Here is a 24262-nt window from a genome sequence, read left to right as displayed (position 1 = left end):
CGTCCTCACGGTCCAACGCCTCGAAAAACCGCACCTTCAACCCAGCACATGCCACGATCCCCGCAACTCCCTCAAATCGAGGGTGTTGCGGGGATCGTTAGAACCCGCCTTGCTCGCGTCGGGCCCTTCGGCACTCGTGCTGGGCGATCTACGAGTAGATGGCCTCGATGTCGCTGCCACGTTCGGTGTGGATGATGTTGCGCTTGAGCTTCATCGTCGGGGTCAGCTCACCGGTCTCGACGGTGAAGTCGTTCTCGAGGATCGTGTACTTCTTGATCTGCTCGGGGTTGGAGACCTTCTTGTTGGCCTCGGCCACGGCCTTGTCGATCTCGGCGACGAGGTCGGCGTTCTTCGACAGCTCCGAGAACGGGATGTCGGCAGCGAGGTTGTGGCGTTCGAGCCAGCCCGGCATCGCTTCGGGGTCGAGGGTGATGAGCGCACCGATGAACGGCTTTGCATCACCGACGACGAGGCACTGGCTGATGATCGCGTTGGCGCGCAGCGCGTCCTCGAGCACCGCGGGGGCGACGTTCTTGCCACCTGCGGTGACGATGATTTCCTTCTTGCGGCCGGTGATCGAGACGAAGCCTTCCTGATCGATCGACCCCAGATCGCCGGTGTGGAACCAGCCGTCGACGATCGCTTCGGCGGTGGCCTTCTCGTTGTGCCAGTAGCCGCTGAACACCACCGGGCCCTTGAGCAGCAGTTCGCCGTCCTCGGCGACCTTGACCGCGTGACCGTCGATGGGCTTGCCGACGGTGCCGACGCGCTGTTCCTTGGTGGTGTTGACGGTGACGGCCGCGCTGGTCTCGGTCAGTCCGTAGCCCTCGTAGACCGGGACGCCCGCGCCGCGGAAGAAGTGGCCCAGGCGAGCGCCGAGGGGGCCACCGCCCGAGACCGCACGATCGCAGTTACCGCCGAGGGCAGCTCGCAACTTGGAGTAGACGAGCTTGTCGAAGACCGTGTGCTTGAGGTTGAGCACCAGGCCTGCGCCGCCCTTCTCCTGGGCTTCACTCCACTCGATGGCCGTCGCGGCGGCCTTGTCGAAGATGCTGCCCTTGCCGCCGTCGTGTGCCTTCTGCTTGGCCGAGTTGTAGACCTTCTCGAACACGCGCGGCACCGACAGGATGAAGTTCGGCTTGAAGACGGCGAACTGATCCACCAGTGTCGACACGTCCGAGGTGTGGCCCACGGTCACCTTCGACTCGAACGAGCCGAACGACACCGCGCGGGCGAACACGTGCGCCATCGGTAGGAACATCAAGGTGCGGTTGCCCTCGCGCATGGAGTCGTGCAGCGCGATCTGGGTGGCCTGGACCTCGGCGTAGAAGTTCGCGTGTGTCAGCTGCACACCCTTGGGGCGGCCGGTGGTGCCCGAGGTGTAGATCAGTGTCGCGGGGGAGGCGGCAGTGACCTGGTGTCGACGGGTGTGCACGTCCTCGTCGCTGATTCCCGCGCCTCGGGTGGTCAGTTCGTCGATGGCTCCGCCGTCGATCTGGAGTACCTCACGCAAGTCGGCGGCCCCGTCGGTGACGTCCTTCAGGTTCGAGACGTGCGACGCGTTCTCGACGATCAGCAGCTTGGTCGCGGAGTCCTCGAGGATCCACTGCGCCTGATCTGCAGACGAGGTCTCGTAGATCGCGACGGTGCATCCGCCGGCGGTCCAGATGGCGTAGTCCAGGACGACCCACTCGTAGCGGGTCGCGCTGAGAATGGCGACGCGGTCGCCGAGTTCGACGCCCGACGCGATCAGGCCCTTGGCCACCGCGGTGACCTCTTTGGAGAACTGACCCGCGGTGACATCGGTCCAGGTGCCGTTCACCAGGCGCTGGAACGGGACGAAGTTCGGTGCTTCCTTCTGGTACCGGAAGACGGTGTCGGCCATGGATGCGTCGTCGGGAATGGTGTATGACGCCGGCACAGAATATTCGCGCACTGCTGGACCCCTTACGGATAAATAGCGTGGTAGTTGTGCATTTCATCACACCCGAGTCCGTAACGCACCACCGAGGTTGTCCGGTTTGTCGATTTTCCGTCGTTTCGAGTGGAGTTGAGTGTGACTCGGGGTACAACATAACGGTGTCCGGTCGTGCATCTCCGTCGGGTTGCCGTCGTGAGAACGCTCGCACCTGCCGTCCACCGCCGCTGTTTTCGTCACCTGATCAGCGCAGAAGGAGTCGCGGGGGCCGGGCAGGTACTAAACTCGGGTGTATATGAGCACTTCAGAATCTGATCAGGATGCCGCCGTGACGTCTGACGAGACGAGTTCGTCCCCTCCCGTCCACGCAGGTGAGTCTTCTTCGACAGCGGATGACGACATCACTTTTGCCGATCTCGGAATAGACGAGCGGGTCCTGAAGGCCCTGCGCGACGTCGGATACGAGAGCCCGTCGCCCATCCAGGCGGCCACCATCCCGCCGTTGATGGCGGGCAACGACGTCGTCGGCCTCGCGCAGACCGGAACGGGTAAGACCGCTGCGTTCGCAGTGCCGATCCTGTCCCGTCTCGACGTCTCGCGTCGGACGCCGCAGGCCCTGGTGCTGGCACCGACCCGCGAGCTCGCGCTGCAGGTGGCCGAGGCGTTCGGCAAGTACGCCACCCACATTCCGGGTCTGCACATTCTGCCCATCTACGGCGGCCAGGCCTACGGGATCCAGCTGTCCGGCCTGCGCAAGGGTGCGCAGATCATCGTCGGCACCCCGGGCCGCGTCATCGACCACCTCGAGAAGGGCACGCTCGACCTGTCCGGGCTCGAGTACCTCGTGCTCGACGAGGCCGACGAGATGCTCAAGATGGGGTTCCAGGAGGACGTGGAGCGCATCCTCTCCGACACTCCCGAGTACAAGCAGGTCGCGTTGTTCTCGGCCACGATGCCGGCCGCGATCCGCAAGATCTCCAAGCAGTACCTGCACGATCCGGTGGAGATCACCGTCAAGACCAAGACGTCGACGGCACCGAACATCACGCAGCGCTACGTGCAGGTGGCGCATCAGCGCAAGCTCGAAGCGCTCACTCGAATCTTCGAGGTCGAAGAGTTCGAGGCCATGATCATGTTCGTGCGCACCAAGCAGGCCACCGAAGAGCTCGCCGAGAAGTTGCGCGCCCGGGGCTTCTCCGCCGCCGCGATCAACGGCGACATCGTGCAGGCACAGCGTGAGCGCACCATCGGCCAGCTCAAGAACGGCCAGATCGACATTCTGGTGGCCACCGACGTTGCGGCTCGTGGTCTCGACGTCGACCGCATCTCGCACGTCATCAACTACGACATCCCGCACGACACCGAGTCCTACGTACACCGCATCGGCCGTACCGGCCGCGCGGGTCGCGCCGGTCAGGCCCTGTTGTTCGTTGCGCCCCGCGAGCGTCACCTACTCAAGGCCATCGAGCGTGCGACGCGGCAGCCGATCACCGAGATGCAGCTCCCCAGCGTCGACGACGTCAATGCGCAGCGCGTCACGAAGTTCAAGGACTCCATCACCGAGAGCCTCGGCAACGAGAATCTGGCGCTGTTCCGCCGGCTCATCGAGGACTACGAGCGCGAGCACGACGTGCCGCTGGTCGATATCGCAGCAGCTCTGGCCATCCAGTCGCGCGACGGCGAAGCCTTCCTGCTCAAGCCCGAGCCGCCTGCCCCGCCGCGGGCACCCCGCGAGCCTCGGGAGCCGCGGCCACCGCGGACGTTCGACGAGGATGCGGCCAGCTCGCACCACCGCAAGACCGGCCAGGAAATGGCGACGTACCGCATCAGCGTCGGTAAGCGTCATCACGTCGCTCCCGGTGCCATTGTCGGTGCCATCGCCAACGAAGGCGGTCTGCGTCGAAGCGACTTCGGGCACATCAGCATTCGTCCCGACCATTCGCTGGTCGAGTTGCCTGCCGACCTCGCCGACGAGACGGTCGAGGCGCTGCGCCGCACCCGCATCAGCGGCGTGTTGATTCAGCTGCAGCCCGACTCCGGTCCTCCCGGACGCAGTGGCGGGCCGCGCGGCGGCGGAAAGTTCAAGGGCAAGCGCTAGCACCACGTGCGCGGAACTTCGTAGCCTGCTACGAAGTTCCGCGCACGACCCGCCGGCTCGAGCGTTTGATGGCTCAGGCCCCGGGTATCCGCACGTGCATGACCAACGTCACTCTGCGTGTCAACGGAACCGATCGTGAGATCGACTGTGACACTCGATCCACTCTGCTCGACGCACTTCGCGAGAACCTGGATCTCGTCGGGGCCAAGAAGGGGTGCGACCACGGTCAGTGTGGTGCCTGCACCGTCCTGGTCGACGGCCGGCGAATCAACAGTTGCCTCACGTTCGCCGTCGCGCAGGTCGGGCGCGAAATCACCACGGTCGAGGGACTGTCCGACGGCGACACTCTGCATCCCGTGCAGCAGGCTTTCGTCGATCGTGACGCGTTCCAGTGCGGATACTGCACGTCCGGGCAGATCTGCTCGGCGGTGGCGGTGATCGAGGAGGCAAAACAGGGCTGGCCCAGCGCGGTCACCGAAGACCTCGAGGCCACCGATGTCGAACTCGACTCCGGCGAAGTGCGCGAGCGCATGAGCGGCAACCTTTGTCGCTGCGGTGCGTACGCGAACATCGTTCCCGCAGTGCAGGACGCGTCATGAAAACATTCGATTACCGAACCGCCACTGCGGTCGACGACGCTCTCGAACGCCTGGCGGGGGACGAGAACGCGATGTTGCTCGGTGGCGGCACCAATCTGGTCGATCTGATGAAGCTGGGTGTGGCCGCACCATCGGCGTTGATCGATGTCACGCGATTGCCGCTGCACGACATCGACGTCGCCGACGACGGAGCGTTGCGGATCGGATCCGGGGTGTCCAACAGTGATCTCGCGGTGCATCCGGTTGTCCGCCAGCGGTATCCGGTGCTCTCGCGGGCAGTGCTGTCCGGGGCCTCGGGCCAGCTACGCAACATGGCCACCACCGGTGGAAACCTGTTCCAGCGCACCCGATGCGTCTACTTCATGGACGCATCCAAGCCGTGCAACAAGCGCGAACCCGGCTCGGGTTGTCCGGCACGTAACGGCGAGCATCGAAACCTCGCCATCCTCGGAGCCTCGTCGTCGTGCGTGGCGACGCATCCGTCCGACATGGCCGTCGCGCTGTCGGCTCTCGACGCGCGCATCGTCGTCCGCGGAGTCGACGGTGAACGGAAACTCGAGATGGACGAGTTCTACCGTTTGCCCGGCGATGATCCGACGCGGGACAACACTGTCGCCCGAGACAAAATCGTCACCGCCATCGAAATTCCGAAGGCTGCCGACGGCACTGTCTCGACGTATCGCAAGGTACGGGACAGGCAGTCGTACGCGTTCGCGGTCGCGTCCATCGGTGCTGTGCTCGACGTCGAGGACGGAATCGTACGTGGGGTGTCGATCGCGCTGGGCGGCGTCGCGCATCGACCGTGGCGGGCCCGAACCGCCGAACATGCACTGCTCGGAACCGCGCCCGACGAGGCGTCGTTCCGGGCTGCGATCACCGAGGAACTGCAGGCAGCAGAGCCCCTGCGAGACAACGCCTTCAAAGTTCCGCTGGTCACGAATCTGGTGACGCGCACTCTGGTGGAATTGGCAGAGCTGGGCACACACGAAGAGTTGGGAGATCGGTCATGACTGCGTCGATCGGCCAGTCGATTCAGCGCACCGAGTCCGTCGACAAGGTCACCGGCCGAGCGCGCTACGCCGCCGAGCAGCCGCCGATCGCCGGCCAGGTGTACGCATGGTACGTGCCCGCGACGGTTCCCGTCGGGACGGTCGAGAACGTCGAACTCGCTGACGGGGGCCCGGCGGTCCACGCGCTCCTGTGGCACGGCAACGCCGAGAAGCTGGGCGAGGTGGAAGATGCGGAACTGCATGTGCTGCAATCGGATTCCGTTGCTTACCGCGGCCAGATCGTGGCCGTCGTTCTGGCCGACACCCTCCAGGATGCCCGCGCGGCCTCTGCCCGAGTTCAGGTGCGATACGCCGACGTTCGCTCACCCGACAACACCCTGAGCGCCGATCACAGCTCGCTGTATGCGCCCGAGTCCGTCAACGCGGGGTTCCCCACCGACGTCACGGTCGGTGATCCGGACGCTGCATTGACGACGGCCGAGCACGTCGTCGACAACTGGTACTCGACGGCTCCGATGCACAACAGTCCGATGGAACCGCATGCCACGACGGCTCAATGGTCCGATGGTGTACTCACGGTCTGGGATTCGACGCAGGCACCGTCGGGAGTTCAGGGGGATCTTGCCACGGCGTTCGGACTGGAACCCGCGAATGTTCGCGTGATTGCCGAGAACGTCGGCGGAGGCTTCGGAGCGAAGGGCAGTACTCGGCCTAACGCAGTTCTCGCTGCGATGGCGGCGCGAGCAACCGGCAAGACCGTCAAGCTGGTTCTGCCGAGGCAGGCCCTGTTCGATGTTGTCGGATACCGCACCCCGACCCTCAATCACGTTCGCCTCGGTGCGGATTCGAGTGGCAGGCTGCAGGCCATCGCTCACGATTCCTTCCAACAGACGAGCACGATCTTCGAGTTCTGTGAGCAGACGTCGGAATCGACCCGGCACATCTATGCCTCGCCCAACCGCGCCACAACGCATCGGCTCGCCGCGCTGGATGTCGGCACCCCGCGCTGGATGCGAGCCCCGGGTGAGGCACCCGGCATGTTTGCCGTCGAGACGGCGATCGACGAATTGGCAACGGCCACCGGGATCGATCCGATCGAGCTCCGGATCCGCAACGAACCCGACGTCGATCCCGCGAGTGGGAATCCGTTCAGCTCCCGCAGTGTGGTGCAGTGCCTGCGCGAGGGTGCCGAGAAATTCGGCTGGGATCGTCGAGACTCCACGCCGGGCCGACGCCGAGAAGGCAACACTCTGCTCGGAATGGGCGTCGCCACAGCGAGTTACCCGGTGCTGATCTCGCCGAGTACCGCGGCGGCGCGTGTCGAGCAGGACGGCACGATCACGGTGTCCGTCGCTGCATCCGACATCGGAACCGGTGCGCGGACCGTGCTGCGACAGATTGCCGCCGATGCGCTCGAGGTCGACGCGGATGCCGTGACACTGGAACTGGGCGACAGCGCTCTGCCCAAGGCCCCCGGTGCCGGTGGATCCTCGGGCACCTCCTCCTGGGGCTGGGCGGTCACCAAGGTCTGCACCGCGTTGCGGGACCAGGGACCGTTGCAGCCGGGTAACTCCGCCGAGGCCGATACAACCGACGACGTCGAGGCTCAGAAAGAGTTGGCGCGCATGGCTTTCGGTGCCCAGTTCGCCGAGGTGGCGGTAGACGTCGACACCGGTGAAGTGCGCGTGCGCCGGATGCTGGGGGTGTTCGGCATCGGCAAGGTGATGAATCCCCGGCTGGCCCGGTCGCAGCTCATCGGCGGCATGACGTTCGGACTCGGAATGGCGTTGATGGAGAGCGGCGTCGTCGATCACGAATTCGGCGGCTTCGCCAACCACGACCTCGCCGAGTACCACATCCCGGCCTGTGCGGACGTCACCGATCTCGAGGCCGTGTGGATCGAGGAGGTCGACACCGAGCTCGCACCGATGGGCGGTAAGGGAATCGGTGAGATCGGTGCGGTGGGCTCGTCGGCAGCCATCGGCAATGCGGTCTACAACGCCACCGGCATCCGAGTCCGCGACCTGCCGATCACTTTGGACAAGGTGCTACCGCACCTCTAGAGCGTCGTCGCCGTATGTGAGTGGAAACTCGACCCCTGCTACGTGTTCAGTCCGGGGACATATGAGACACGAGATGTCCACGGACATGTGACACACGGGCTGTGATGATGCTGCGGGGCGCTGTGACCGGCTATGGAGTAATCCATGGCCAGATCGGATGCCCGGATGAACCTGCTCGACGCCACCTTGACCGCATGGATCATCGAGGGAGCCGACGTCTTCGACGAACGAGGCCTGTCAGGCTTCTGCGCCGACCACGGGCTCTCCCGCAGTACCGCCAACCGTCACGCCGCCCGGATCCGAGAACGGGGCCGGTGGGAACTCGACTCCCGCCGGCCCCGCTCGAGCCCGACACGCACCCCCGACACCATCGAAGCCCGCATCATCGCGCTCCGCGGCGAATTGGGCCGCGACAACGGTGCCGACAACATCCGCTACGAGCTGACCAAGATTGCCGCCGAACATGATTGGGCCGGCAAAGGCTTGAAGGTCCCGGCCCGATCGACCATCAACAACATCCTCACCCGCCACGGCCTGGTGACCCCGGAACCCAAGAAGCGACCCAAATCGTCCTACCGCCGATTCCAATACGCCCGACCCCGTGACTGCTATCAGATCGACGCCACCGAAGTCGTACTCGCCGACGGCGGGAAAGCCACCGTCTTCGAGGTTCTCGACGACTGCACCCGCACCCTCGTCGCGACGTACGTCTGCCACGCCGAGACCACCACCGGAGCCATCACCGCCATCGGCAGAGCGTTCACCGACTACGGAGTACCGGCAATCGTGTTGTCCGACAACGGAATGGCATTCTGCGCGACCGCGTCGAAGGGCCGCTCGAAGTTCGGCGCGTTCGTCACCGGGTCCGGTGCCCGGCTCATTCACTCGAGCCCGTACCACCCGCAGACCAACGGCAAAGTCGAACGCCACCACCGCACCTTCAAACAGTGGCTCACCGACCAACCCACCCGGCCCGCCACCACCGCCGAGTTGCAGACGTCGTGCAACCGCTACCAGACGTTCTACAACACCGACCGCCGCCACAGTGCCGTGAACATGCCCCCGCAGCAGGCATGGAACCGCGCAACAACCCTGGGCGGCCCGCAGCACCTACCCGCCCAGATCGACGCCACAGTCGGCACCCACTCCGTCTCCGGCTCCGGCGTGATCTCCGTCGGCGACCACACGATCTCGGTCGGACGGCCCCACGCACACACTCGCGTGACCGTCCTGCGCGACGGCAACCACATCACCACCTACACGGCCAGCGGAGAAGTCCTCGGCCACTTGCACCTGAACACCGACAAGCGCTACCAAGGACAACTCCACCGCCCCGCAGCCTAGAATCGTGTCTCACATGTATCGAGACACCCGTGTCCCACATGTATCAAGACAGCACACGACCCCTGCTACGAAGTTCCACTCACATGCCTCGACGGATTCGTTCCGCAGGCTCCACTCACCTGCCTCAACGGATTCGTTCCGCAGGCTCCAATCACAGGGGGCGCAGCCCCTCTACGCCAAGATTCGCTGTAGGAACTGTCGAGTACGGGGCTCGGTCGGGTTCGCGAGAACCTGCTCGGGTGTCCCGCGTTCGACGACGACTCCGTTCTCGAGGAACAACACCTGATCGGCCACTTGCTGGGCGAAGCGGATCTCGTGGGTGACGATCACCATCGTCCAGCCTTCGGCGGCAAGGCCTTTGATGACGCCCAGTACTTCGCCGACCAGTTCGGGATCGAGCGCGGAGGTCGGCTCGTCGAACAGCATCAGCTTGGGGCGTAAGGCGAGGGCTCGGGCGATTCCGACGCGTTGCTGTTGGCCACCGGAAAGCTGGAACGGGTACTGATCGGACTTGGCGTCGAGACCGATCTGGTCGAGGATCGCGTGTGCGTCGCGAGTGGCGTCGTCCTTGGACCGCTTCTGGACGATCACCGGTCCCTCGATGATGTTCTGCAGCACGGTCTTGTGGGGAAACAGATTGTGGCTCTGGAACACCATGCCGCTCTGCGCGCGGAAGTGGCGCAGTCGCGCGGCGTCCACGGGCTCGGCGAAGTCGACCGACACGTCGCCAATGCGGATCAGGCCGGCATCGGCTCGGTCGAGAGCATTGAGCGTTCGCAGCACTGTGGTCTTGCCGGAGCCGGACGGCCCGATGATGACGGTGACGGTGCCCGACGGCACGGTGAACGAGACGTCCTTCAGTACCTCGATCGGTGCGAACGATTTCTTCAGTGCGGATACTTCCAGCAGGTCTGTCATTTCGCCACGTACCTGTCGAGTCGGACTTCGAGTTTGCCTTGGAAGAACGAGAGAATTATGCAGATCACCCAGTAGTACAGGGCGGCAACGGAGTACAGCGTGAAGAAGTCGAACGTCGGAGCCGCCGCCAGCTGCGCGACGCGCAGAAGTTCGGTCACCAGGATGGTCGATGCCAGCGAGGTGTCCTTGACCAGCGAGATCAATGTGTTCGACAGCGGCGGCACAGCGGTGCGCAGTGCCTGCGGAAGCACGATGCGCTGCAACGTGGTTCGGTATCCCATGCCGATCGTCTGCGCGGCTTCCCACTGGCCCTTGGGCACGCTCAGTATCGCAGCGCGAATGACTTCGGCCGCGTAGCCGCCGACATTGAGCGAGAACGCCACGACCGCCGCCGGAAACGGCGAGATCACGATGCCGAACTGCGGCAGGCCGTAGAAGATGATGAACAGCTGCAGCAGTAGGGGAGTGCCGCGAATGATCGAGACGTAGAACCGGGCCAATGCGGCGAGGGGCTTGATCGACGAGATCCGGGCGAGTGCCACGGCCAGCGCGATGACCAATCCCACAACGAAACTGACGGCGGTCAGCGGGATCGTCATGGTGACCGTCGCCTTGAGCATCGGCCACAGGTTGTCGAGTACCAACTGCATCTTCGACGGCGCAGTGGTTCCTGCGTCCTCGCTCACCGGTGCCGCGGTGTCGGCGGTCGGTGCCGCGACGTCGCTGCCGAAGTACTTCTTCGAGATCTCGGCGATGGTGCCGTTGTCACGGAGGGTGTCGATGACCGCGTCGACCTCCTCCATCAGGCCGCTGTTCTTGCGGGCCACGAAGGACTGCAGCGTCGTGTCGCCCGTGTTTCCGGAGACCCGCACTCCCGTGTCGCCGGTCTGCTGCAGGTATTCGGCGATGGCGAGCGAGTCGTTGACGGTGGCGTCCACCCGGCCGTCCTTGACGAGCGCGACCGCTTGGACGAATCCCTCGACCGCCTCGACGTTCGCGCCCGCGTCGGCAGCGACCTCGGCCCAGTTGCTCGTCGACGATTGGGCGGTGGTCTTGCCGGCCAGATCGGCCGTCGAGGTGATCGTGGTGTTGTTCGCGGCGGTGAGAATCTGGCCTTCGGACACCGTGTAGGGCTTGGACAGGTCGTAGGTCGACTGCCGGGCGGGAGTGATCGACACCTGGTTCGCGATCAGGTCGAAGCGTTGCGATTGCAGCCCGGCGAAGATCGAGTCGAAGGGGGTTTGCACGAAGTCGACGCGGACGCCCAGTTCGTCGCCGACCGCGTTGATGACGTCGATGTCGTAGCCGGTGAGTTGGCCGTCCCCGCCCTGATAACTGAACGGGCTGTACGTGCCCTCGGTGCCGACGACGAGTACACCGTCGTCGCGCACTCGGTCCAGGAGGGATTGCGACGACGAACTACACCCGGACAATCCGAGTATGCCGATCAGAATCGCGACCAGAACCAGAGTGGATCTGCGCACCATCTAGGCCTGCTTTCGCTGTAATGACGAGTGGAGAAAAACCTACCCGTCGATCTCCAGTTCCGCTGACACGACGACGGTGTTGTTCATCGGCAATGCGGCCGCTCCCAGCGCAGTCCGCGCATGCGCACCGACCTCGGGTCCGAAGATCGCCAACACCAGATCGGAGAACCCGTTGACGACGGTGGTGGTCTGAGTGAAGCCGTGATCGGCGTTGACCGAGCCGGTGACGGTCAGCCACGCGCTGATTCGATCGAGATCTCCGATGGCACGGGCGAGGCTGCCCAATACCGCGAGGGCGGTGTCACGCGCGGCGTCGGTGGCGGCGTCGAGGTCGACTTCGGACGGCACCGCACCGAACGGACCGGCGAGGGTTCCGTCCGGTGCGAGCGGCGAATGACCCGATACGAAGACTCGGTTGCCGCGCACGCGAACCCAGTCGAAGGAGAACTCGAATCCCGGTGGTGCACTCGGTTCGCCGGGCAGCTCGAAGCCGAGTTCGGCGATGCGACGTTCGATCTCCATGAACGAAAATCCTGTCAGACCGCAACGCCGTTGATGGTGCGAACCGTCCATCGGGTGCCATCGTGTTCGAGTGTGGACACACCGGCGTTCAGTATTCGGGGGGAGTGTCGTCGACGGATGGCGTCGAAGATGGCTCGAATGACGCCGCCGTGGGCCACGGCGATCACCGCGGAGTCGGGGTAGCGCGAGGCGATCTCGTCGACGGCTCGCACGCCCCGGACGATCAGATTCGATCGTGGCTCGAGGCCCGGGTATCGCCCGTCCGGCCAATGCGAGTACGCGTCCCAGTCGGTGAATCCCTCGGCGTCACCGAAGTGACGCTCGGCAAGATCCGGGAATTCGGCGGTTCGGTTCAGGCCGAGATGGGTCCCGATGATGTCGGCGGTTTCTGCGGCTCTGACCAGCGGCGAACTGACCAGGTGATCCCACGTACGGAACTCCAGTTCGTAACCTGCCTCGCGGGCCTGAGCTCGTCCGGTGTCGTTGAGAGGGATGTCCGAAGAGCCTTGCAGGCGGCCGTGCAAATTCCAGTTCGTTTCACCGTGCCGAACCAGCGCCAGAAAAGTCATAGTGAGCGGAGAATATCCCAGAGTTACCAGGGAGTACGGTCGATACCGAGATAAGCGAACGAGCACGGAGGATTGTCGATGAATCTTGCCCTGACAGAAGACGAGGCCGCGTTCCGCGACGAGATGCGGACGTTCTTCACCACGAAGATCCCCGCCGAGATTCGCGAGAAGAACGCGACGGGTCAGGAGTTGAGCAAGGACGAAGTGGTCACGACCATGCGAATCCTGAACGAGAACGGCCTGGCAGTACCGCATTGGCCTGCGGAGTTCGGTGGCCGCGACTGGTCTGCGGTCCAGCGTCACATCTGGCTCGACGAAATGCAGCTGGCCTCGGTACCCGAGCCGCTGGCGTTCAACGCGTCGATGGTGGGCCCGGTCATTGCGACGTTCGGGTCGCAGGAGATCAAGGAGAAGTTCCTGCCGAAGACGGCGAACCTCGACATCTGGTGGTGTCAGGGGTTCTCCGAGCCCGAGGCCGGTTCGGATCTCGCCTCGTTGCGTACCACCGCCATTCGGGACGGTGACGACTACATCGTCAATGGCCAGAAGACGTGGACCACTCTCGGCCAGTACGCCGACTGGATCTTCGCGTTGGTACGCACCAACCCCGATGCACCGAAGAAGCAGGCCGGAATTTCGTTCCTGCTCATCGATCTGAACACCCCCGGCATCGAGATGCGTCCCATCAAGCTGGTCGACGGCAGCGTCGAGGTCAACGAGGTGTTCTTCGACAACGTCCGCGTCCCGGCCGAGAATCTCGTGGGCGAGGAGAACCAGGGCTGGAGCTACGCGAAGTTCCTGCTCGGCAACGAGCGCACCGGCGTCGCCCGCGCCGGACACACCAAAGTTCGACTGGGACAGGCGAAGAAGCACGCCGCGCAGACGAAGGTCGGCACCGGGACGCTGCTCGAGGATCCACTGTTCGCAGCCAAGCTGGCCGAGGTGGAGAACGAACTGCTCGCCCTCGAGCTCACCCAGTTGCGGATGGTCTCGAGCTCGGACGACGGCAAGCCGAACCCGGCATCGTCGATTCTGAAGCTGCGGGGTTCCGAATTGCAGCAGACCACAACCGAATTGCTGATGGACATCGCCGGGCCGGACTCCCTGCCCTACGAGGCAGGCGAGGACATCGAGAGCGACGGTTGGGCGCAGCGGTCGGTACCGAACTACCTCAACTATCGCAAGGTCTCGATCTACGGCGGCTCGAACGAGGTTCAGCGCACCATCATCGCGTCGGCGATTCTCGGACTGTAAGGGAGCATCTGAAGACATGGATTTCGAACTCAACGAAGAGCAGAAACTGCTGCGCGACACCACCCGTGAGGTTCTTTCGCGCGCCTACGACACCGAGAAGCGCAACAAGATCGTGGCCGGTGAGCTGGGGTGGAGCACCGACGTCTGGAAGCAGCTGGCCGAGGTCGGTCTGCTGGGTCTGACGTTCAGCGAGGACGACGGCGGTATGGACGCCGGTCCCGTGGAGATCATGGCCGTCATGACCGAGGTCGGACGTCGGCTCGCGCCGGAGCCCATTCTCGACGCCGTTCTCGTGCCCGGCGGGCTCATCTCCGAGCTCGGCTCAGCCGACCAGCGCAAGCGACTTCTGCCACCCGTGGCAGAGGGCTCGTCGATGTTGGCGTTCGCGCACAACGAATCCGGCAGCCGCTGGCCGAACGTCGAGGTTGCCACCACGGCGACCGAGGACGGTGGATCGTGGTCGATCAGCGGCGTCAAGAACCCGGTCCCGCACGGCGGCAGCGCTGATGTCATCGTCGTCAGTGCCGTGCTCCCCGGCGGTGGAACCGGATTGTTCGTCGTCGACGGCGACGCGACCGGGCTGACCCGCAAGTCGTACGCCACCCACGACGGTCAGCGCGCCGCGCAGATCGAATTCTCCGACGTTGCTGCAGAACCGCTGGGTTCGGCCGAGAACGCAGCCGCTGCGATCACCGGTGCCGAGGTGCGCGCACAGGCCGCGCTGTGCGCCGAGGCAGTGGGAGCAATGGAGGAGGCACTGCGGCTGACCACCGATTACCTCAAGCAGCGCAAGCAGTTCGGGGTTCCGCTGGCCAAGTTCCAAGCGCTCACCTTCCGTGCGGCGGACATGTACGTGCTGCTCGAGCTGGCCCGCAGCATGAGCCTCTACGCCACGATGTCGTTGGCGGACGGCAATGTCGACACGACCATCGCCTCGCGCGCCAAGCTGCAGATCTCGCGTTCCGGTCGCAAGATCGGCCAGGAGGCAATTCAGCTGCACGGCGGAATCGGCGTCACGGCCGAATATCCCGTCGGGCACTACACCAGTCGGCTCGTGGCCATCGAGCACACTCTCGGTGGGGCCGACGAGCACCTGCGCATCCTGTCGGACAAGGTCGCCGATCACGACCTCATCGGAATCTGATCCGGTAAAAGGATACGGGCCCGGCCACCTCGTCCAGGTGGTCGGGCCCGTTCTCGTCTCTCGGACGCGTCAGCTACCCGAATCCGCCTGCACCACAAGGTCGGCCACAGCCGCGGGGTTGGAAACCAGGATCGCGTGCGAGCCCGGAACCTCGGTCACCCGGGCCCCGGCCCGCTGCGCCATGAACCGCTCGGCAGAGGTCGGGATGATCTGATCCTGCTGGGGGATCAGCGCCCACGACGGGGTGTGCGCCCAGGACGGCGGACCGCTCGGTTCCAGCAAGGCACCGGCAGCGATGGTCTTCTGGTGAGCGGCCATGCGCGCGGCCTGCTCCTCGGTGACGTCGGGGGCGAAGAACGGACGGAACAGCGCGGGCGTGATGTACGAGTCGACGTTCTTGCCGATCAGGTTGGTCGAATCGTCGACGATCGACAGCCCGATCACGGGTGGGACCAGAGCCGTCACGGGGAATCGGAACGGGTCGAGTTCGAGGGCGACGGGTTCGCCTTCGACCGGCATGAACGCCGCGACGTAGACCAGTGCCTCCACGTTGTCCGCGTGCACGTTGCTGATCACCGTGCCGCCGTAGGAATGGCCGACCAGCACCACGGGCCCGTCGATGTTCTCGACGACGTCGGTCACCGAGGCCGCATCGATCGCCGGGCCGCGCAGTGAGTTCTCGGCGGTGACGACGGGGTAGCCGCGGCCGCGTAGGTCGGCCGCGACACCGTCCCAGCTGGTGCTGTCGGCGAAGGCACCGTGCACGAGGACAACGGTCGGCAGGCCCTGCGCGGCGGCCGGAGCCACGCCGATCCCGAGCATCGTGCCCACGGTCAGTGCCGCGGCTGCGAGCAGGGAGGTCCACTTGGAAGACGTCATGTTCTCAACCTGCCACACGCCAGGAGTTTCCACGGTGTTCACCGTCCGGATTCGACCAGCTTTTTCTCAGTGAACGCTCGTATGCTTGGCTTGTGGCAGTGGCGTTCGCCCGACCGGGTGATCGTGAAACGGTAGGTCCGATCGTGAGCGAGAGTTCGATGAAGTCTCGGATGGCCGAGTACCCACGTCCCCATCACTGCTTGTTGCACATCAGCGACACGCATCTCGTCGACGGCGGCGGTCGCTTGTACGGCGGCGTGGACAGTGAGTTGCGGCTCGAACAGGTGATGACCGATGTTCGGAACTCGGGGGTGCGGCCCGATGCGTTGGTGTTCACCGGTGATCTGACGGACAAGGGCGAGGCGGGCGCCTACGAGAAGCTCCGCGCTCTGGTCGAGCCGGTGGCCGAGGAGCTCGGCGCGCAGATCGTCTGGGCGATGGGCAATCACGACGACCGCGCGACGTTCCGTCGGACCCTGCTCGACGCCGAACCGAGCGGGCAGTCCATCGATCGCGTGCACGACGTCGACGGGCTTCGCATCGTCACCCTGGATACGACCGTCCCCGGAAAGCATCACGGTGAGCTCGCCGACGAGCAGTTGGCCTGGCTCGCAAACACTCTCGCAACCCCTGCCAAGTTCGGCACGATCCTGGCGATGCATCACCCGCCGGTACCGACCGTGCTCGATCTCGCAGTTCTGGTCGAGCTCATCGATCAGCCGCGCCTGGCGGACGTGCTGCGCGGCAGCGACGTGCGATCGATACTCGCTGGACATCTGCACTATTCGACGACAGCGACGTTCGCGGGCATTCCCGTCTCGGTCGCGTCGGCCACGTGCTACACCCAGGATCTCAATGTCCCCGCCGGCGGGTTGCGCGGTCGCGACGGAGCCCAGGGCTACAACCTGGTTCACCTCTACGACGACACCGTCGTCCATTCGGTGGTACCGACGGGCTCGTACGACACTGTGGGAGAGGCAGTGTCGGCAGAGGAGACCGCGCGTCGGCTCGACGCAGCGGGAGTGACCATTGCCGACAGCGCCCGTCGAAAGTTGTTCAGCGACGCCTAGTTCTGGGTGCGTTCCCACGGGGCGACGATGGGGAAGTACTTGTCCAGGAACTGCGTCACGGTGCGCGTGCGCAGATCGAGGTCGACCTCCGGGAAGCTGCCGTCGTTGAGGCAGAAGAAGTCGACCGATCTTTTGGGCAGCAGCTTCTCCATCAACTCGAGACCCGCGACGGACGTGGTGTCGATGTACCGAACCTTCGCATCCTTCTGGACCACGGCGCGTCCGCTCATCAGCGCGTAGTAGTGGTACAGCGAATTCGTGACCGAGATGTTCGTACTCGCGCGGAATGCACTGGCAGCGGTGGAGGCGAACTCGTCGGGGAACTCGTTCTCCATTTCCTGCATCACGCTGCGGCGCAACGGCGTTGCCGCATGCTCGAGGTGCCGGGTGGTCGTCATCCCGAAGCGGTCCTGCAGGATCCGTCGGTTCACGCGTGCCGCGTTCTCGAAGCCGCTGCGGTCGGCGTCGCTGTAGCCCAATCCGATTCGCGTCGTCGCCTCGATGAACATGCTTATTCCGCCGGGGGAGAAGAACATCGACGGGCTGACGGGGCGACCGAAGAACATGTCGTCGTTCGAGTACAGGAAGTGCTCGGACAACCCGGGGATGTGGTGCAGCTGGCATTCGACAGCCTGCGAATTGTGCGTCGGCAGTACGGAGGTATCGACGAAGAACGCCTCGCTCGGCACGAACGTCACCTTGGGATGGTCGGCGAGCCACGCCGGCCTCGGTGAGTCGGTGGCAACGAAGATGCGCCTGATCCACGGCGCGTACAGGTGAATCGACCGCAGTGCGTACTTCAGCTCGTCGATCTGCCGGTACCGGGCGGCCGAATCGTCGCCCTCGCCGACGACGTAGTTCGCCATCCGGCGGGCGCGTTGAGCCTGGAATTCCGCGGACGAACCGTCGACCCACGAGAACACGATGTCGATGTCGAAATTGATGTCCGACGCGTGGTCGGCGAACATGTTCTCGATGGTCGGCCAGGTTCGGCCGAAGCGCTCGACGGTGCCGCGGACGGCCTCGTCGGGCCGGATGTTGCGGCGAGTGAGCGAGTTCTCGATCGGCAGCACGATCTCGGACGGTGAGAACGACCACAGCTCGATCTGCACCGCGGTCGATGCGCCGTAGTAGAGCCCGCTGAACGGCTCGACACGTGGGCGGTAGAGCCGCACGATGCGCGCGTTCGACGACGGCGACAAGGTGCCATCGGCTACCAGTACCGCTTTTCCGCGGGCGTCGACGGTCTTGGAATAGAAGGGCTCGGCGCGGCAGGCATGCACCAGGGCCGTGGTCAGTGCCTCGCGAGCGGCCAGTTCTATGGCGATGACGGGACGCTCGTCGTTGCCGCGCACCAGTAGGTACTTGATCCGCGCGGCGTCGAGCACGGCGCGCACGAACAGCAGATCTTCGACCATCGCCTGGTGCGGGGTGGTCGAGGTGATGGTCAGTGCGTAACGGCCGTCGTGGCTGACGACGTCGGACCGTTCGCTCAAGCGCGCGGCGGCAGCGTCGGATTCTCGGGTGACGGCATCGTTGGTCTCGTGCTCCGGTGGAACGAGGTAGATATCGTGCGGGGCAGAAGACGAGGTGATGACGTTCCTTCCGGAGTGTTCGCGCTGGCCGAGGAACCCCGGTGCCGTCTCAGTCTAGTGCAGGTGCGGTGCCTTTCGGACGCGCTGCGGTAGAACCCTGCTCGCTGCGACCAGGCCCAGTGCGATACCGACGACGTCGGCGAGTGCGTCGGCGGCCGATCCGGAGCGACCGAGCGGCAGGATCGCCTGCAGGAACTCCGACACCACTGCGAACGCCGACACCCACAGTGCGGTCTTCACCCAGCCGATGCCGGCGAGTCGGGAGGTGTAGGCGAGAGCAGCGAACAGGATGCAATGAATGATCTTGTCGCTGTGCTGAAAGCCGGACGGCACCCCGGACGCGGGGGTGAAGAGAACGATCAGCGCGACGACGAACGTGACGGCCAGGGGAATTCGGTACGTCGACTGCGAGATCACTGCGAAGAGTTTACCGGCGCTGCAGCACCACCACTGTGTCGATTCGCTCGTCGCCGTCCGGCGTCGTCCGGGTGCGGTGTTCGGCGTGAATCACCTCGAACCCGTCGCCCGCCGCAGCGACGACCGGCTCCGGTGCGAACAGTCGGTGCTTGGCCGGGTGCTGCGAGGCGTGGCTGTCGCTGGGACTGTGCCCGACGATCAGTAGACGGCCCCTCGGCGCGACCGCCGCGGCGAACCTGCGGGTGGTCAGTTCCAATTCGTCCGGCGGCACCTGCAAGAAGTGCACCGACACCAGATCGAACGCCGCGGCCGGGGGAGTCCAGTCCAGTACGTCTTCCTGACGCCAATCCACCGCCAGCGTCTGTGACCCGTGTGCCTGCTGTGCGGCGCGAGCGCGGCCCAGGGCGACATCGGAGATGTCGACGCCGGTCACGTTCCATCCTTCGCCGGCCAGCCAGAGTGAGTCGGCACCTTCACCGCAGCCGATGTCCAGAGCGCGGCCCGGAATCAGCTCGGACGCTTCCTGTACCAACACGGCGTTGGGATTTCCGCTCCAGATGGCGGTGCGTTGGTTGTAAAGGTTGTCCCAGAACGATTCGTCGAAGGCACCGTTCTCGAAATCCGGTTCCGGGTGGGTCGGGTCGGCTGGATGAGTGTGCGCAGGTGTGTGGTCGGCCATGGTTCGAGACTGCCCGCTGTCGTCCCCGAGCGCAAACGAATTTGCTCATTCGGCAAAAATAGGCCTTGGGTAAAGTAATCCGTCATGACCGAACCGGAACGCGAAGTACTGACGTGGGAGACCTTCGGAGACGCCTCGCGCGATCTGACGAAGAAGATCGTGGGCGACGGGTTCGTTCCGGACATCGTCATCGCGATCGCCCGCGGCGGACTCATCCCTGCCGGTGCCATCTCCTACGCCATGGGCGTCAAGGCTGCCGGCACCCTCAACGTCGAGTTCTACTCCGATATCGAAGAGACTTTGCCCGATCCTGTTGTGCTCGAACCACTTCTGGATACCGACGCGATCGTCGGCAAGAAGCTGCTCGTCGTCGACGATGTCGCCGATTCCGGCCGCACCCTGGCGCTGGTGATCGATCTACTGAAGGCGCACACGGCCGACGTGCGGTCGGCCGTGATCTACACCAAGCCCAGAACCATTGTGCAGCCGGACTACTCGTGGCGAGAGACCGACAAGTGGATCAATTTCCCGTGGTCCACGTTGCCGGTCATCACCTGAGTTATTCGCTGGAGACGTCGATCAGCACCTTGCCGACGGTTCCGTTCTCCACGGCGTCGTGTGCGGCCGCGGTCTCGCTCAGCGGGAAGCGGTGCAGTGGCAGGCCGGTGGCTTCGCCCACGTCCAGCACGCCTGCTGCCGCCGCTGCGCTGACGTCCGCCTCGGCGTTGCGCAGAGCCTCGTCGCCCACGGTGTAGAGCAGCACGAACTGGTAGCGAGTGTTGAGCACCATGTTCGGCCGGACGTCGAGGGTGATGGTGTCGCCGCCGTTGTTGGCGTAGACGGCTACGGATGCTCGGTTCGCTCCCACGGCCGCGTTGAGTGCGGCGTTCTGTGCGGGAGCGACCTCGACCACCAGATCGATTCCGCCGGGCACCAATTCGCGGATGTCAGCGGCGGCGTCTCCGGTCTTGTAGTTCACCACGTGGTGCGCGCCGGCAGCGGTGGCCAGTGCGCCCTTCTCCGGTCCGCTGACGGTCGTCACCACGGTCGCGCCTGCCCAGCGGGCCAATTGGATCGCGGCATGGCCGACGGCACCGGCGCCACCGGCGACGAGAACCGACTTGCCCTCCAACGCCCCGGGATGCAAGCGAAACGGGCCGTCCTCCGACACCGTCAATGCGCGGTGTGCCGTCATCGCGGGTACGCCGAGGCTCGCGCCGACGTCGAAGCTGACGCCGTCGGGCAGAGCAACCACACGTGATGCGGGAAGGTTGGTGAACTTCTGCGCCGTTCCGGTCGGGCGCTGATGCTGGGCCAGGTACACCCAGACGCGATCTCCTACGGCCAGCCCCTCGACTTCAGGGCCCACGGCGTCGATCACTCCGGCACCGTCCTGGTTCGGAACCACCTCGTCGAACGCCAGCTTCTCGCCCGGTCCGGAACCGGTCCTGTTCTTCCAGTCCGTCGGATTGACGCCCGAGACCACGACGCGCACGCGCACTTCGCCTGCGGCCGGCTCGGTCACCTCGCGATCTTTCGGTTCGAGGACGGACGAATCGCCGGTGCGGGTGTACACAATTGCTGGAGAAGTCATACCGGGTTCAACGCGCCTGGAGGGCCCCGATGTTCCCTTCGAGGCAATCGGGGTATGCATGACTGGCTATCAGTGCTCGACGAAAGAGGCGTACTCGATGAACCACAACGACCTGCTGACCGACGCATTCGGTCGAATCAAGGAACTCGTTCACTCGGTGTTGGACGACATCCCCGCTGCCGCGTTGACCTATCGGCCCGACGCCGATGCCAACAGCATCGCGTGGTTGCTGTGGCACCTCACGAGGGTGCAGGACGACCACATCGCGGGTGTGGCCGGGAGCGAACAGGTCTGGACGTCGGACTCGTGGTTCGAGCGTTTCGGATTGCCGTTCGACAAGTCCGACATCGGGTACGGCCAATCGTCCTCCGACGTCGCTCGGGTCACCTCGAGCGCCGAGTTGTTGCGCGAATACCACGACGCCGTGCACTCGAAAACCGTTGCGTACCTGAGCGGTATCTCGACCGACGATCTGGACCGGATCGTCGACGAGAACTGGGATCCGCCGGTCACGTTGGGTGCGCGCCTGGTGTCCGTGGTCTCCGACGACCTTCAGCATGCCGGGCAGGCGTCGTACGTTCTCGGCCTGTACACCCGGCAGGCCTAGCCGTCAGGCGTAACGTTTCTGCAGGTTCTCCAGCGTCTTTCGGATGTTGCGACGCTGGAACTGCGGGAACGTCTTGCCGCTGGTGACGATCTTGTCGAACACGAGCGCCAGGGCATCGGGCCATTTCGTTCTGTCGTCGGTCCAGGTTTCGGTGACCTTTGTGCCGCCTGCGACCGGCTCGAAGTCGTATCGCCAGGTTGCGTTCGCGCCCTTGATCTTCGGAGCGCTCTTGCCGATGGCGTGGACGCGGAACTCGAAGGTCTTGCCTGGGTCGGCTGCGGTCACGGTGCAGCGAGTGATCCACTTCGCCCTGCCGCGCTTGTTGGTTCCGTCGAATACCATTCCCACGTAGGCGCTCTCGCGAGGATCGTGCACAGTGGCACCGGTATTTTCGGGACTCCACTGGCCCATCTTGGTGGGGTCGCTGATCGCAGAGTAGAGGGTGTCGGCATCGGCGTTGACAACGACGCTGTCGGACACCGTGAACTCGCGGCTCATGAGGATGCGCCGTTCTTGAGGCCTGGATGAATACGAGTGAGCATGGGCACCAACAATGTTCGCGGGGTGATCTGGGCGAAGATCGATCCGATGCGGTTGGCGGGCCCGGGGATCGACACCATCCGTCCCTTGGTCATGTCGTCGACGGCAGTCTTGGCCACCGTTTCTGCCGACACCCACATGATCGATGGCAGTGCCTTCTCGGCGTCGTCTTTCGCGAAGCCCGCGGCCTCGCCGAAACCGGTTTGCACCGGTCCGGGGCACAGCGCGGTGGCGGTCACGCCGGTTCCGCGCAGTTCTCCGGTCAGAGACTGGGTGTAGGAGAGAACGAACGCCTTGCATGCGCCATAGCCCGCTTGGCCGGGAAGCGGCTGGAACGCGGCGGTGGAGGCCACGTTCAGCAGAGCTCCGCGTCGTCGCCCGGTCATGCCGGGGAGGAAGCGAGTGCACAGATCGGCGACGGCAACCACGTCGACCTCGATCATGTTCATCTCTGCTTCGGGATCGGATTCGACGACCGGGCCGAGTGTCGACAGCCCGGCGTTGTTCACCAGGATGTCCGGTATCAGGCCGAGTTCGGTGATGCGCCCGAGCAATTCGGCGCGGGCGGTGCGATCGGACAGGTCTGCTGCGAGCACCTCGGCGCGAACTCCCCGCGAGCGGAGCTCGTCCGCAAGCTCGTCGAGCTTGTCGGCGCGGCGGGCGACGAGGGTGACCCCGTGACCTCGGGAGGCGAGTTCGCGAGCGATGGCGGCACCGATTCCGGAAGACGCTCCGGTCACGACGGCAGTCCGGTCGGGTGCGGGGCGAGGAAGGCTCATACCCCCACCGTAGCGAACGCCCGCTGTGCAGCGCATTTGAATCCGGATGAGAGGTTAGCCTAGGGTTACTTTAAAGTCCCTTTGCTTGTCGAAAGGTAACCATGTTCTCTGTTTCACCGACCGGTCGACGGACTGCTCGCCGCGCAACCCTGCTGTCCGCGCTCACGGTGTCGGCCCTTGTGGTCGGTGCGTGTTCGAGTACCGATACCGCTGAGGAACCACAGGCGGGCAGCGACTTCGCGGCCGTCACCATCGATTCGGCGCTGGGTCAGGCCGTCATCACCGAGAAGCCGGAGCGCATCGTGACGCTCGGGCAGGGTTCGGCAGAGACGGCGATCGCGCTGGGTACAGTCCCGGTGGGCGTCGAGGAGTATTCCTGGGGTGCCGACGACACCGGCTATCTGCCGTGGGTGCACGACGCGGTCACCGAATTGGGTGCCGAGCTTCCCCAGCAGTTCACGGGCGGAACCGAATTGAACATCGAGGCCGTCGCGGCGCTCGAACCGGATCTGATTCTGGCACCGTGGTCCGGCGTCACGCAGGATCAGTTCGACAAGCTCAGTGCCTTCGCCCCGGTCGTCGCCTACGAGGAGAAGCCGTGGACCACGACGTGGCAGGACCAGATCACCGTCATCGGCAAGGCCATGGGCGAGGAGCAGAAGGCGGCCGAGGAGATCGACAAGATCGAGAACCGCTTCGCCGACGCCGCCGCCCAGCACCCCGAGTACGCGGACGTGAGTTTTTCGTACATCTACAACACCGGCCCCGGAACGCTCGGAGTGTTCCTCGCCGACGAGCAGCGCGTCGCGATGGTGCGCGGACTCGGGCTGCAGGTCGATCCGGTGGTGAACACGCTCGACGAGACCGAGGGCACCGACTCGTCGGTGATCGGCTTGGAGAACGCGAATCTGTTGAACGATTCCGACCTGATTTTCACCTTCTACTCCGATCCGCAGAACCGCACCGACACCGAGAATCAGCCTGCGTACAAGCAGATTCCGGCCGTGTCCCGTGGGTCGGTCGTTGCGCCGACGGATCAGTCCTTCGTCACTGGGTCGTCGATCATCAACCCGCTGACAGTTCCGTGGGCACTCGAGCGATACGTGCCGATGATCGACGAGGCTGTCGCGAAGCTCGACGCGAAGTAGGTCACCGGTCGCTCGATCGGAGCGGAGA

Annotated in this window: 23 protein-coding genes; 11 read left to right on the top strand and 12 right to left on the bottom strand. The window is 64.7% G+C overall.

All coding sequences use genetic code 11. The annotated features are described in order from the left end of the window. Window positions 1–148 precede the first annotated feature (148 nt). Window positions 149–1936 (bottom strand): AMP-dependent synthetase/ligase, encoded by a 1788-nt coding sequence (locus CH285_RS06060; protein ID WP_176458646.1) that lies wholly within the window; start codon window positions 1934–1936, stop codon window positions 149–151. Window positions 1937–2213: 277 nt separating this feature from the next. On the opposite strand from CH285_RS06060, the gene CH285_RS06055 reads away from it, so the two are divergent. From CH285_RS06055 to CH285_RS06035, 5 genes are all read left to right on the top strand, one after another. Next, window positions 2214–4016: a DEAD/DEAH box helicase gene (locus tag CH285_RS06055; RefSeq protein ID WP_032364895.1), complete on the top strand. Its 1803-nt coding sequence runs from the start codon at window positions 2214–2216 to the stop codon at window positions 4014–4016. Window positions 4017–4114: 98 nt separating this feature from the next. Then, window positions 4115–4615 (top strand): 2Fe-2S iron-sulfur cluster-binding protein, encoded by a 501-nt coding sequence (locus tag CH285_RS06050; RefSeq protein ID WP_027497997.1) that lies wholly within the window; start codon window positions 4115–4117, stop codon window positions 4613–4615. Beyond that, a complete protein-coding gene (locus CH285_RS06045) occupies window positions 4612–5625 on the top strand; it encodes an FAD binding domain-containing protein (protein ID WP_032371656.1) in 1014 nt (337 codons plus the stop codon). Before CH285_RS06050 ends, CH285_RS06045 begins: the two co-directional genes overlap by 4 nt. Beyond that, window positions 5622–7688, top strand: a complete 2067-nt coding sequence (locus tag CH285_RS06040) for a xanthine dehydrogenase family protein molybdopterin-binding subunit (RefSeq protein ID WP_032371655.1) — start codon at window positions 5622–5624, stop codon at window positions 7686–7688. The genes CH285_RS06045 and CH285_RS06040 overlap by 4 nt, the downstream gene beginning before the upstream one ends. A gap of 144 nt (window positions 7689–7832) precedes the next feature. Next, entirely contained in the window at window positions 7833–9032 is a 1200-nt protein-coding gene (locus tag CH285_RS06035) for a DDE-type integrase/transposase/recombinase (RefSeq protein WP_255032468.1), read from the top strand. Window positions 9033–9203: 171 nt separating this feature from the next. Here CH285_RS06035 and CH285_RS06030 read toward each other — a convergent pair whose 3' ends face one another. The 4 genes from CH285_RS06030 to CH285_RS06015 are packed head-to-tail and all read right to left on the bottom strand — an operon-like array spanning window position 9204 to window position 12528. Then, window positions 9204–9950 (bottom strand): amino acid ABC transporter ATP-binding protein, encoded by a 747-nt coding sequence (locus CH285_RS06030; RefSeq protein ID WP_048315850.1) that lies wholly within the window; start codon window positions 9948–9950, stop codon window positions 9204–9206. Continuing rightward, entirely contained in the window at window positions 9947–11437 is a 1491-nt protein-coding gene (locus tag CH285_RS06025; protein ID WP_094643145.1) for an ABC transporter substrate-binding protein/permease, read from the bottom strand. Before CH285_RS06025 ends, CH285_RS06030 begins: the two co-directional genes overlap by 4 nt. Window positions 11438–11476: 39 nt before the next feature. Continuing rightward, complete coding sequence (locus CH285_RS06020) at window positions 11477–11959, bottom strand: RidA family protein (RefSeq protein ID WP_032371653.1); 483 nt, start codon at window positions 11957–11959, stop codon at window positions 11477–11479. Window positions 11960–11973: 14 nt separating this feature from the next. Then, a complete protein-coding gene (locus CH285_RS06015; protein WP_027497992.1) occupies window positions 11974–12528 on the bottom strand; it encodes a histidine phosphatase family protein in 555 nt (184 codons plus the stop codon). A gap of 78 nt (window positions 12529–12606) precedes the next feature. On the opposite strand from CH285_RS06015, the gene CH285_RS06010 reads away from it, so the two are divergent. Both CH285_RS06010 and CH285_RS06005 read left to right on the top strand, forming a co-directional pair. Further along, window positions 12607–13782 (top strand): acyl-CoA dehydrogenase family protein, encoded by a 1176-nt coding sequence (locus CH285_RS06010; protein ID WP_032371652.1) that lies wholly within the window; start codon window positions 12607–12609, stop codon window positions 13780–13782. A 16-nt stretch (window positions 13783–13798) separates the two neighbouring features. Beyond that, on the top strand, window positions 13799–14926 hold the full coding sequence (locus CH285_RS06005) for an acyl-CoA dehydrogenase family protein (protein ID WP_032364891.1): 1128 nt from the start codon (window positions 13799–13801) through the stop codon (window positions 14924–14926). A gap of 69 nt (window positions 14927–14995) precedes the next feature. Here CH285_RS06005 and CH285_RS06000 read toward each other — a convergent pair whose 3' ends face one another. Continuing rightward, on the bottom strand, window positions 14996–15805 hold the full coding sequence (locus CH285_RS06000) for an alpha/beta hydrolase (RefSeq protein WP_094643150.1): 810 nt from the start codon (window positions 15803–15805) through the stop codon (window positions 14996–14998). Window positions 15806–15963: 158 nt separating this feature from the next. Here CH285_RS06000 and CH285_RS05995 point away from each other — a divergent pair, with 158 nt between their 5' ends. Next, the gene (locus CH285_RS05995; protein WP_094643149.1) at window positions 15964–16875 is read left to right on the top strand and encodes a phosphodiesterase; all 912 of its coding nucleotides are present in this window, start codon (window positions 15964–15966) and stop codon (window positions 16873–16875) included. On the opposite strand, the gene CH285_RS05990 is transcribed toward CH285_RS05995, so the two are convergent. From CH285_RS05990 to CH285_RS05980, 3 genes are all read right to left on the bottom strand, one after another. Beyond that, window positions 16872–18371: a stealth family protein gene (locus CH285_RS05990; protein WP_027497987.1), complete on the bottom strand. Its 1500-nt coding sequence runs from the start codon at window positions 18369–18371 to the stop codon at window positions 16872–16874. The genes CH285_RS05995 and CH285_RS05990 overlap by 4 nt on opposite strands. 153 nt (window positions 18372–18524) lie before the next feature. Further along, on the bottom strand, window positions 18525–18887 hold the full coding sequence (locus CH285_RS05985; RefSeq protein ID WP_094643144.1) for a VanZ family protein: 363 nt from the start codon (window positions 18885–18887) through the stop codon (window positions 18525–18527). 10 nt (window positions 18888–18897) lie between these two features. Then, on the bottom strand, window positions 18898–19566 hold the full coding sequence (locus CH285_RS05980) for a class I SAM-dependent methyltransferase (RefSeq protein ID WP_094643143.1): 669 nt from the start codon (window positions 19564–19566) through the stop codon (window positions 18898–18900). Window positions 19567–19650: 84 nt separating this feature from the next. Here CH285_RS05980 and CH285_RS05975 point away from each other — a divergent pair, with 84 nt between their 5' ends. Beyond that, a complete protein-coding gene (locus CH285_RS05975; protein WP_027497985.1) occupies window positions 19651–20124 on the top strand; it encodes a phosphoribosyltransferase in 474 nt (157 codons plus the stop codon). A 1-nt stretch (window position 20125) separates the two neighbouring features. Here the strand turns inward: CH285_RS05975 and CH285_RS05970 are convergent, their stop codons facing one another. Beyond that, window positions 20126–21160, bottom strand: a complete 1035-nt coding sequence (locus CH285_RS05970; protein WP_094643142.1) for an NADPH:quinone reductase — start codon at window positions 21158–21160, stop codon at window positions 20126–20128. A 97-nt stretch (window positions 21161–21257) separates the two neighbouring features. On the opposite strand from CH285_RS05970, the gene CH285_RS05965 reads away from it, so the two are divergent. Then, on the top strand, window positions 21258–21767 hold the full coding sequence (locus CH285_RS05965; RefSeq protein ID WP_032364903.1) for a mycothiol transferase: 510 nt from the start codon (window positions 21258–21260) through the stop codon (window positions 21765–21767). Window positions 21768–21770: 3 nt separating this feature from the next. Here CH285_RS05965 and CH285_RS05960 read toward each other — a convergent pair whose 3' ends face one another. Further along, window positions 21771–22265, bottom strand: coding sequence for an SRPBCC family protein (locus CH285_RS05960; protein WP_094643141.1), 495 nt, complete (start codon window positions 22263–22265; stop codon window positions 21771–21773). Further along, window positions 22262–23086: an SDR family NAD(P)-dependent oxidoreductase gene (locus tag CH285_RS05955; protein ID WP_094643140.1), complete on the bottom strand. Its 825-nt coding sequence runs from the start codon at window positions 23084–23086 to the stop codon at window positions 22262–22264. Before CH285_RS05955 ends, CH285_RS05960 begins: the two co-directional genes overlap by 4 nt. Before the next feature lie 101 nt (window positions 23087–23187). Between CH285_RS05955 and CH285_RS05950 the strand changes: the two genes are divergently transcribed. Further along, the gene (locus CH285_RS05950; RefSeq protein ID WP_094643139.1) at window positions 23188–24234 is read left to right on the top strand and encodes an iron-siderophore ABC transporter substrate-binding protein; all 1047 of its coding nucleotides are present in this window, start codon (window positions 23188–23190) and stop codon (window positions 24232–24234) included. Window positions 24235–24262: the final 28 nt, after the last annotated feature.

This window comes from Rhodococcus sp. 05-2256-B1, assembly GCF_002258465.1.
Classification (GTDB): domain Bacteria; phylum Actinomycetota; class Actinomycetes; order Mycobacteriales; family Mycobacteriaceae; genus Rhodococcoides; species Rhodococcoides fascians.
This window is presented reverse-complemented; position numbering and strand designations above follow the sequence as displayed.

Coding starts and splice junctions, on each gene's coding strand:
- CH285_RS06055 (WP_032364895.1), top strand. CDS start 2,214: ATGAGCACTTCAGAATCTGATCAGGATGCCGCCGTGACGTCTGACGAG.
- CH285_RS06050 (WP_027497997.1), top strand. CDS start 4,115: ATGACCAACGTCACTCTGCGTGTCAACGGAACCGATCGTGAGATCGAC.
- CH285_RS06045 (WP_032371656.1), top strand. CDS start 4,612: ATGAAAACATTCGATTACCGAACCGCCACTGCGGTCGACGACGCTCTC.
- CH285_RS06040 (WP_032371655.1), top strand. CDS start 5,622: ATGACTGCGTCGATCGGCCAGTCGATTCAGCGCACCGAGTCCGTCGAC.
- CH285_RS06035 (WP_255032468.1), top strand. CDS start 7,833: ATGGCCAGATCGGATGCCCGGATGAACCTGCTCGACGCCACCTTGACC.
- CH285_RS06030 (WP_048315850.1), bottom strand. CDS start 9,950: ATGACAGACCTGCTGGAAGTATCCGCACTGAAGAAATCGTTCGCACCG.
- CH285_RS06025 (WP_094643145.1), bottom strand. CDS start 11,437: ATGGTGCGCAGATCCACTCTGGTTCTGGTCGCGATTCTGATCGGCATA.
- CH285_RS06020 (WP_032371653.1), bottom strand. CDS start 11,959: ATGGAGATCGAACGTCGCATCGCCGAACTCGGCTTCGAGCTGCCCGGC.
- CH285_RS06015 (WP_027497992.1), bottom strand. CDS start 12,528: ATGACTTTTCTGGCGCTGGTTCGGCACGGTGAAACGAACTGGAATTTG.
- CH285_RS06010 (WP_032371652.1), top strand. CDS start 12,607: ATGAATCTTGCCCTGACAGAAGACGAGGCCGCGTTCCGCGACGAGATG.
- CH285_RS06005 (WP_032364891.1), top strand. CDS start 13,799: ATGGATTTCGAACTCAACGAAGAGCAGAAACTGCTGCGCGACACCACC.
- CH285_RS06000 (WP_094643150.1), bottom strand. CDS start 15,805: ATGACGTCTTCCAAGTGGACCTCCCTGCTCGCAGCCGCGGCACTGACC.
- CH285_RS05995 (WP_094643149.1), top strand. CDS start 15,964: ATGAAGTCTCGGATGGCCGAGTACCCACGTCCCCATCACTGCTTGTTG.
- CH285_RS05980 (WP_094643143.1), bottom strand. CDS start 19,566: ATGGCCGACCACACACCTGCGCACACTCATCCAGCCGACCCGACCCAC.
- CH285_RS05975 (WP_027497985.1), top strand. CDS start 19,651: ATGACCGAACCGGAACGCGAAGTACTGACGTGGGAGACCTTCGGAGAC.
- CH285_RS05970 (WP_094643142.1), bottom strand. CDS start 21,160: ATGACTTCTCCAGCAATTGTGTACACCCGCACCGGCGATTCGTCCGTC.
- CH285_RS05965 (WP_032364903.1), top strand. CDS start 21,258: ATGAACCACAACGACCTGCTGACCGACGCATTCGGTCGAATCAAGGAA.
- CH285_RS05960 (WP_094643141.1), bottom strand. CDS start 22,265: ATGAGCCGCGAGTTCACGGTGTCCGACAGCGTCGTTGTCAACGCCGAT.
- CH285_RS05955 (WP_094643140.1), bottom strand. CDS start 23,086: ATGAGCCTTCCTCGCCCCGCACCCGACCGGACTGCCGTCGTGACCGGA.
- CH285_RS05950 (WP_094643139.1), top strand. CDS start 23,188: ATGTTCTCTGTTTCACCGACCGGTCGACGGACTGCTCGCCGCGCAACC.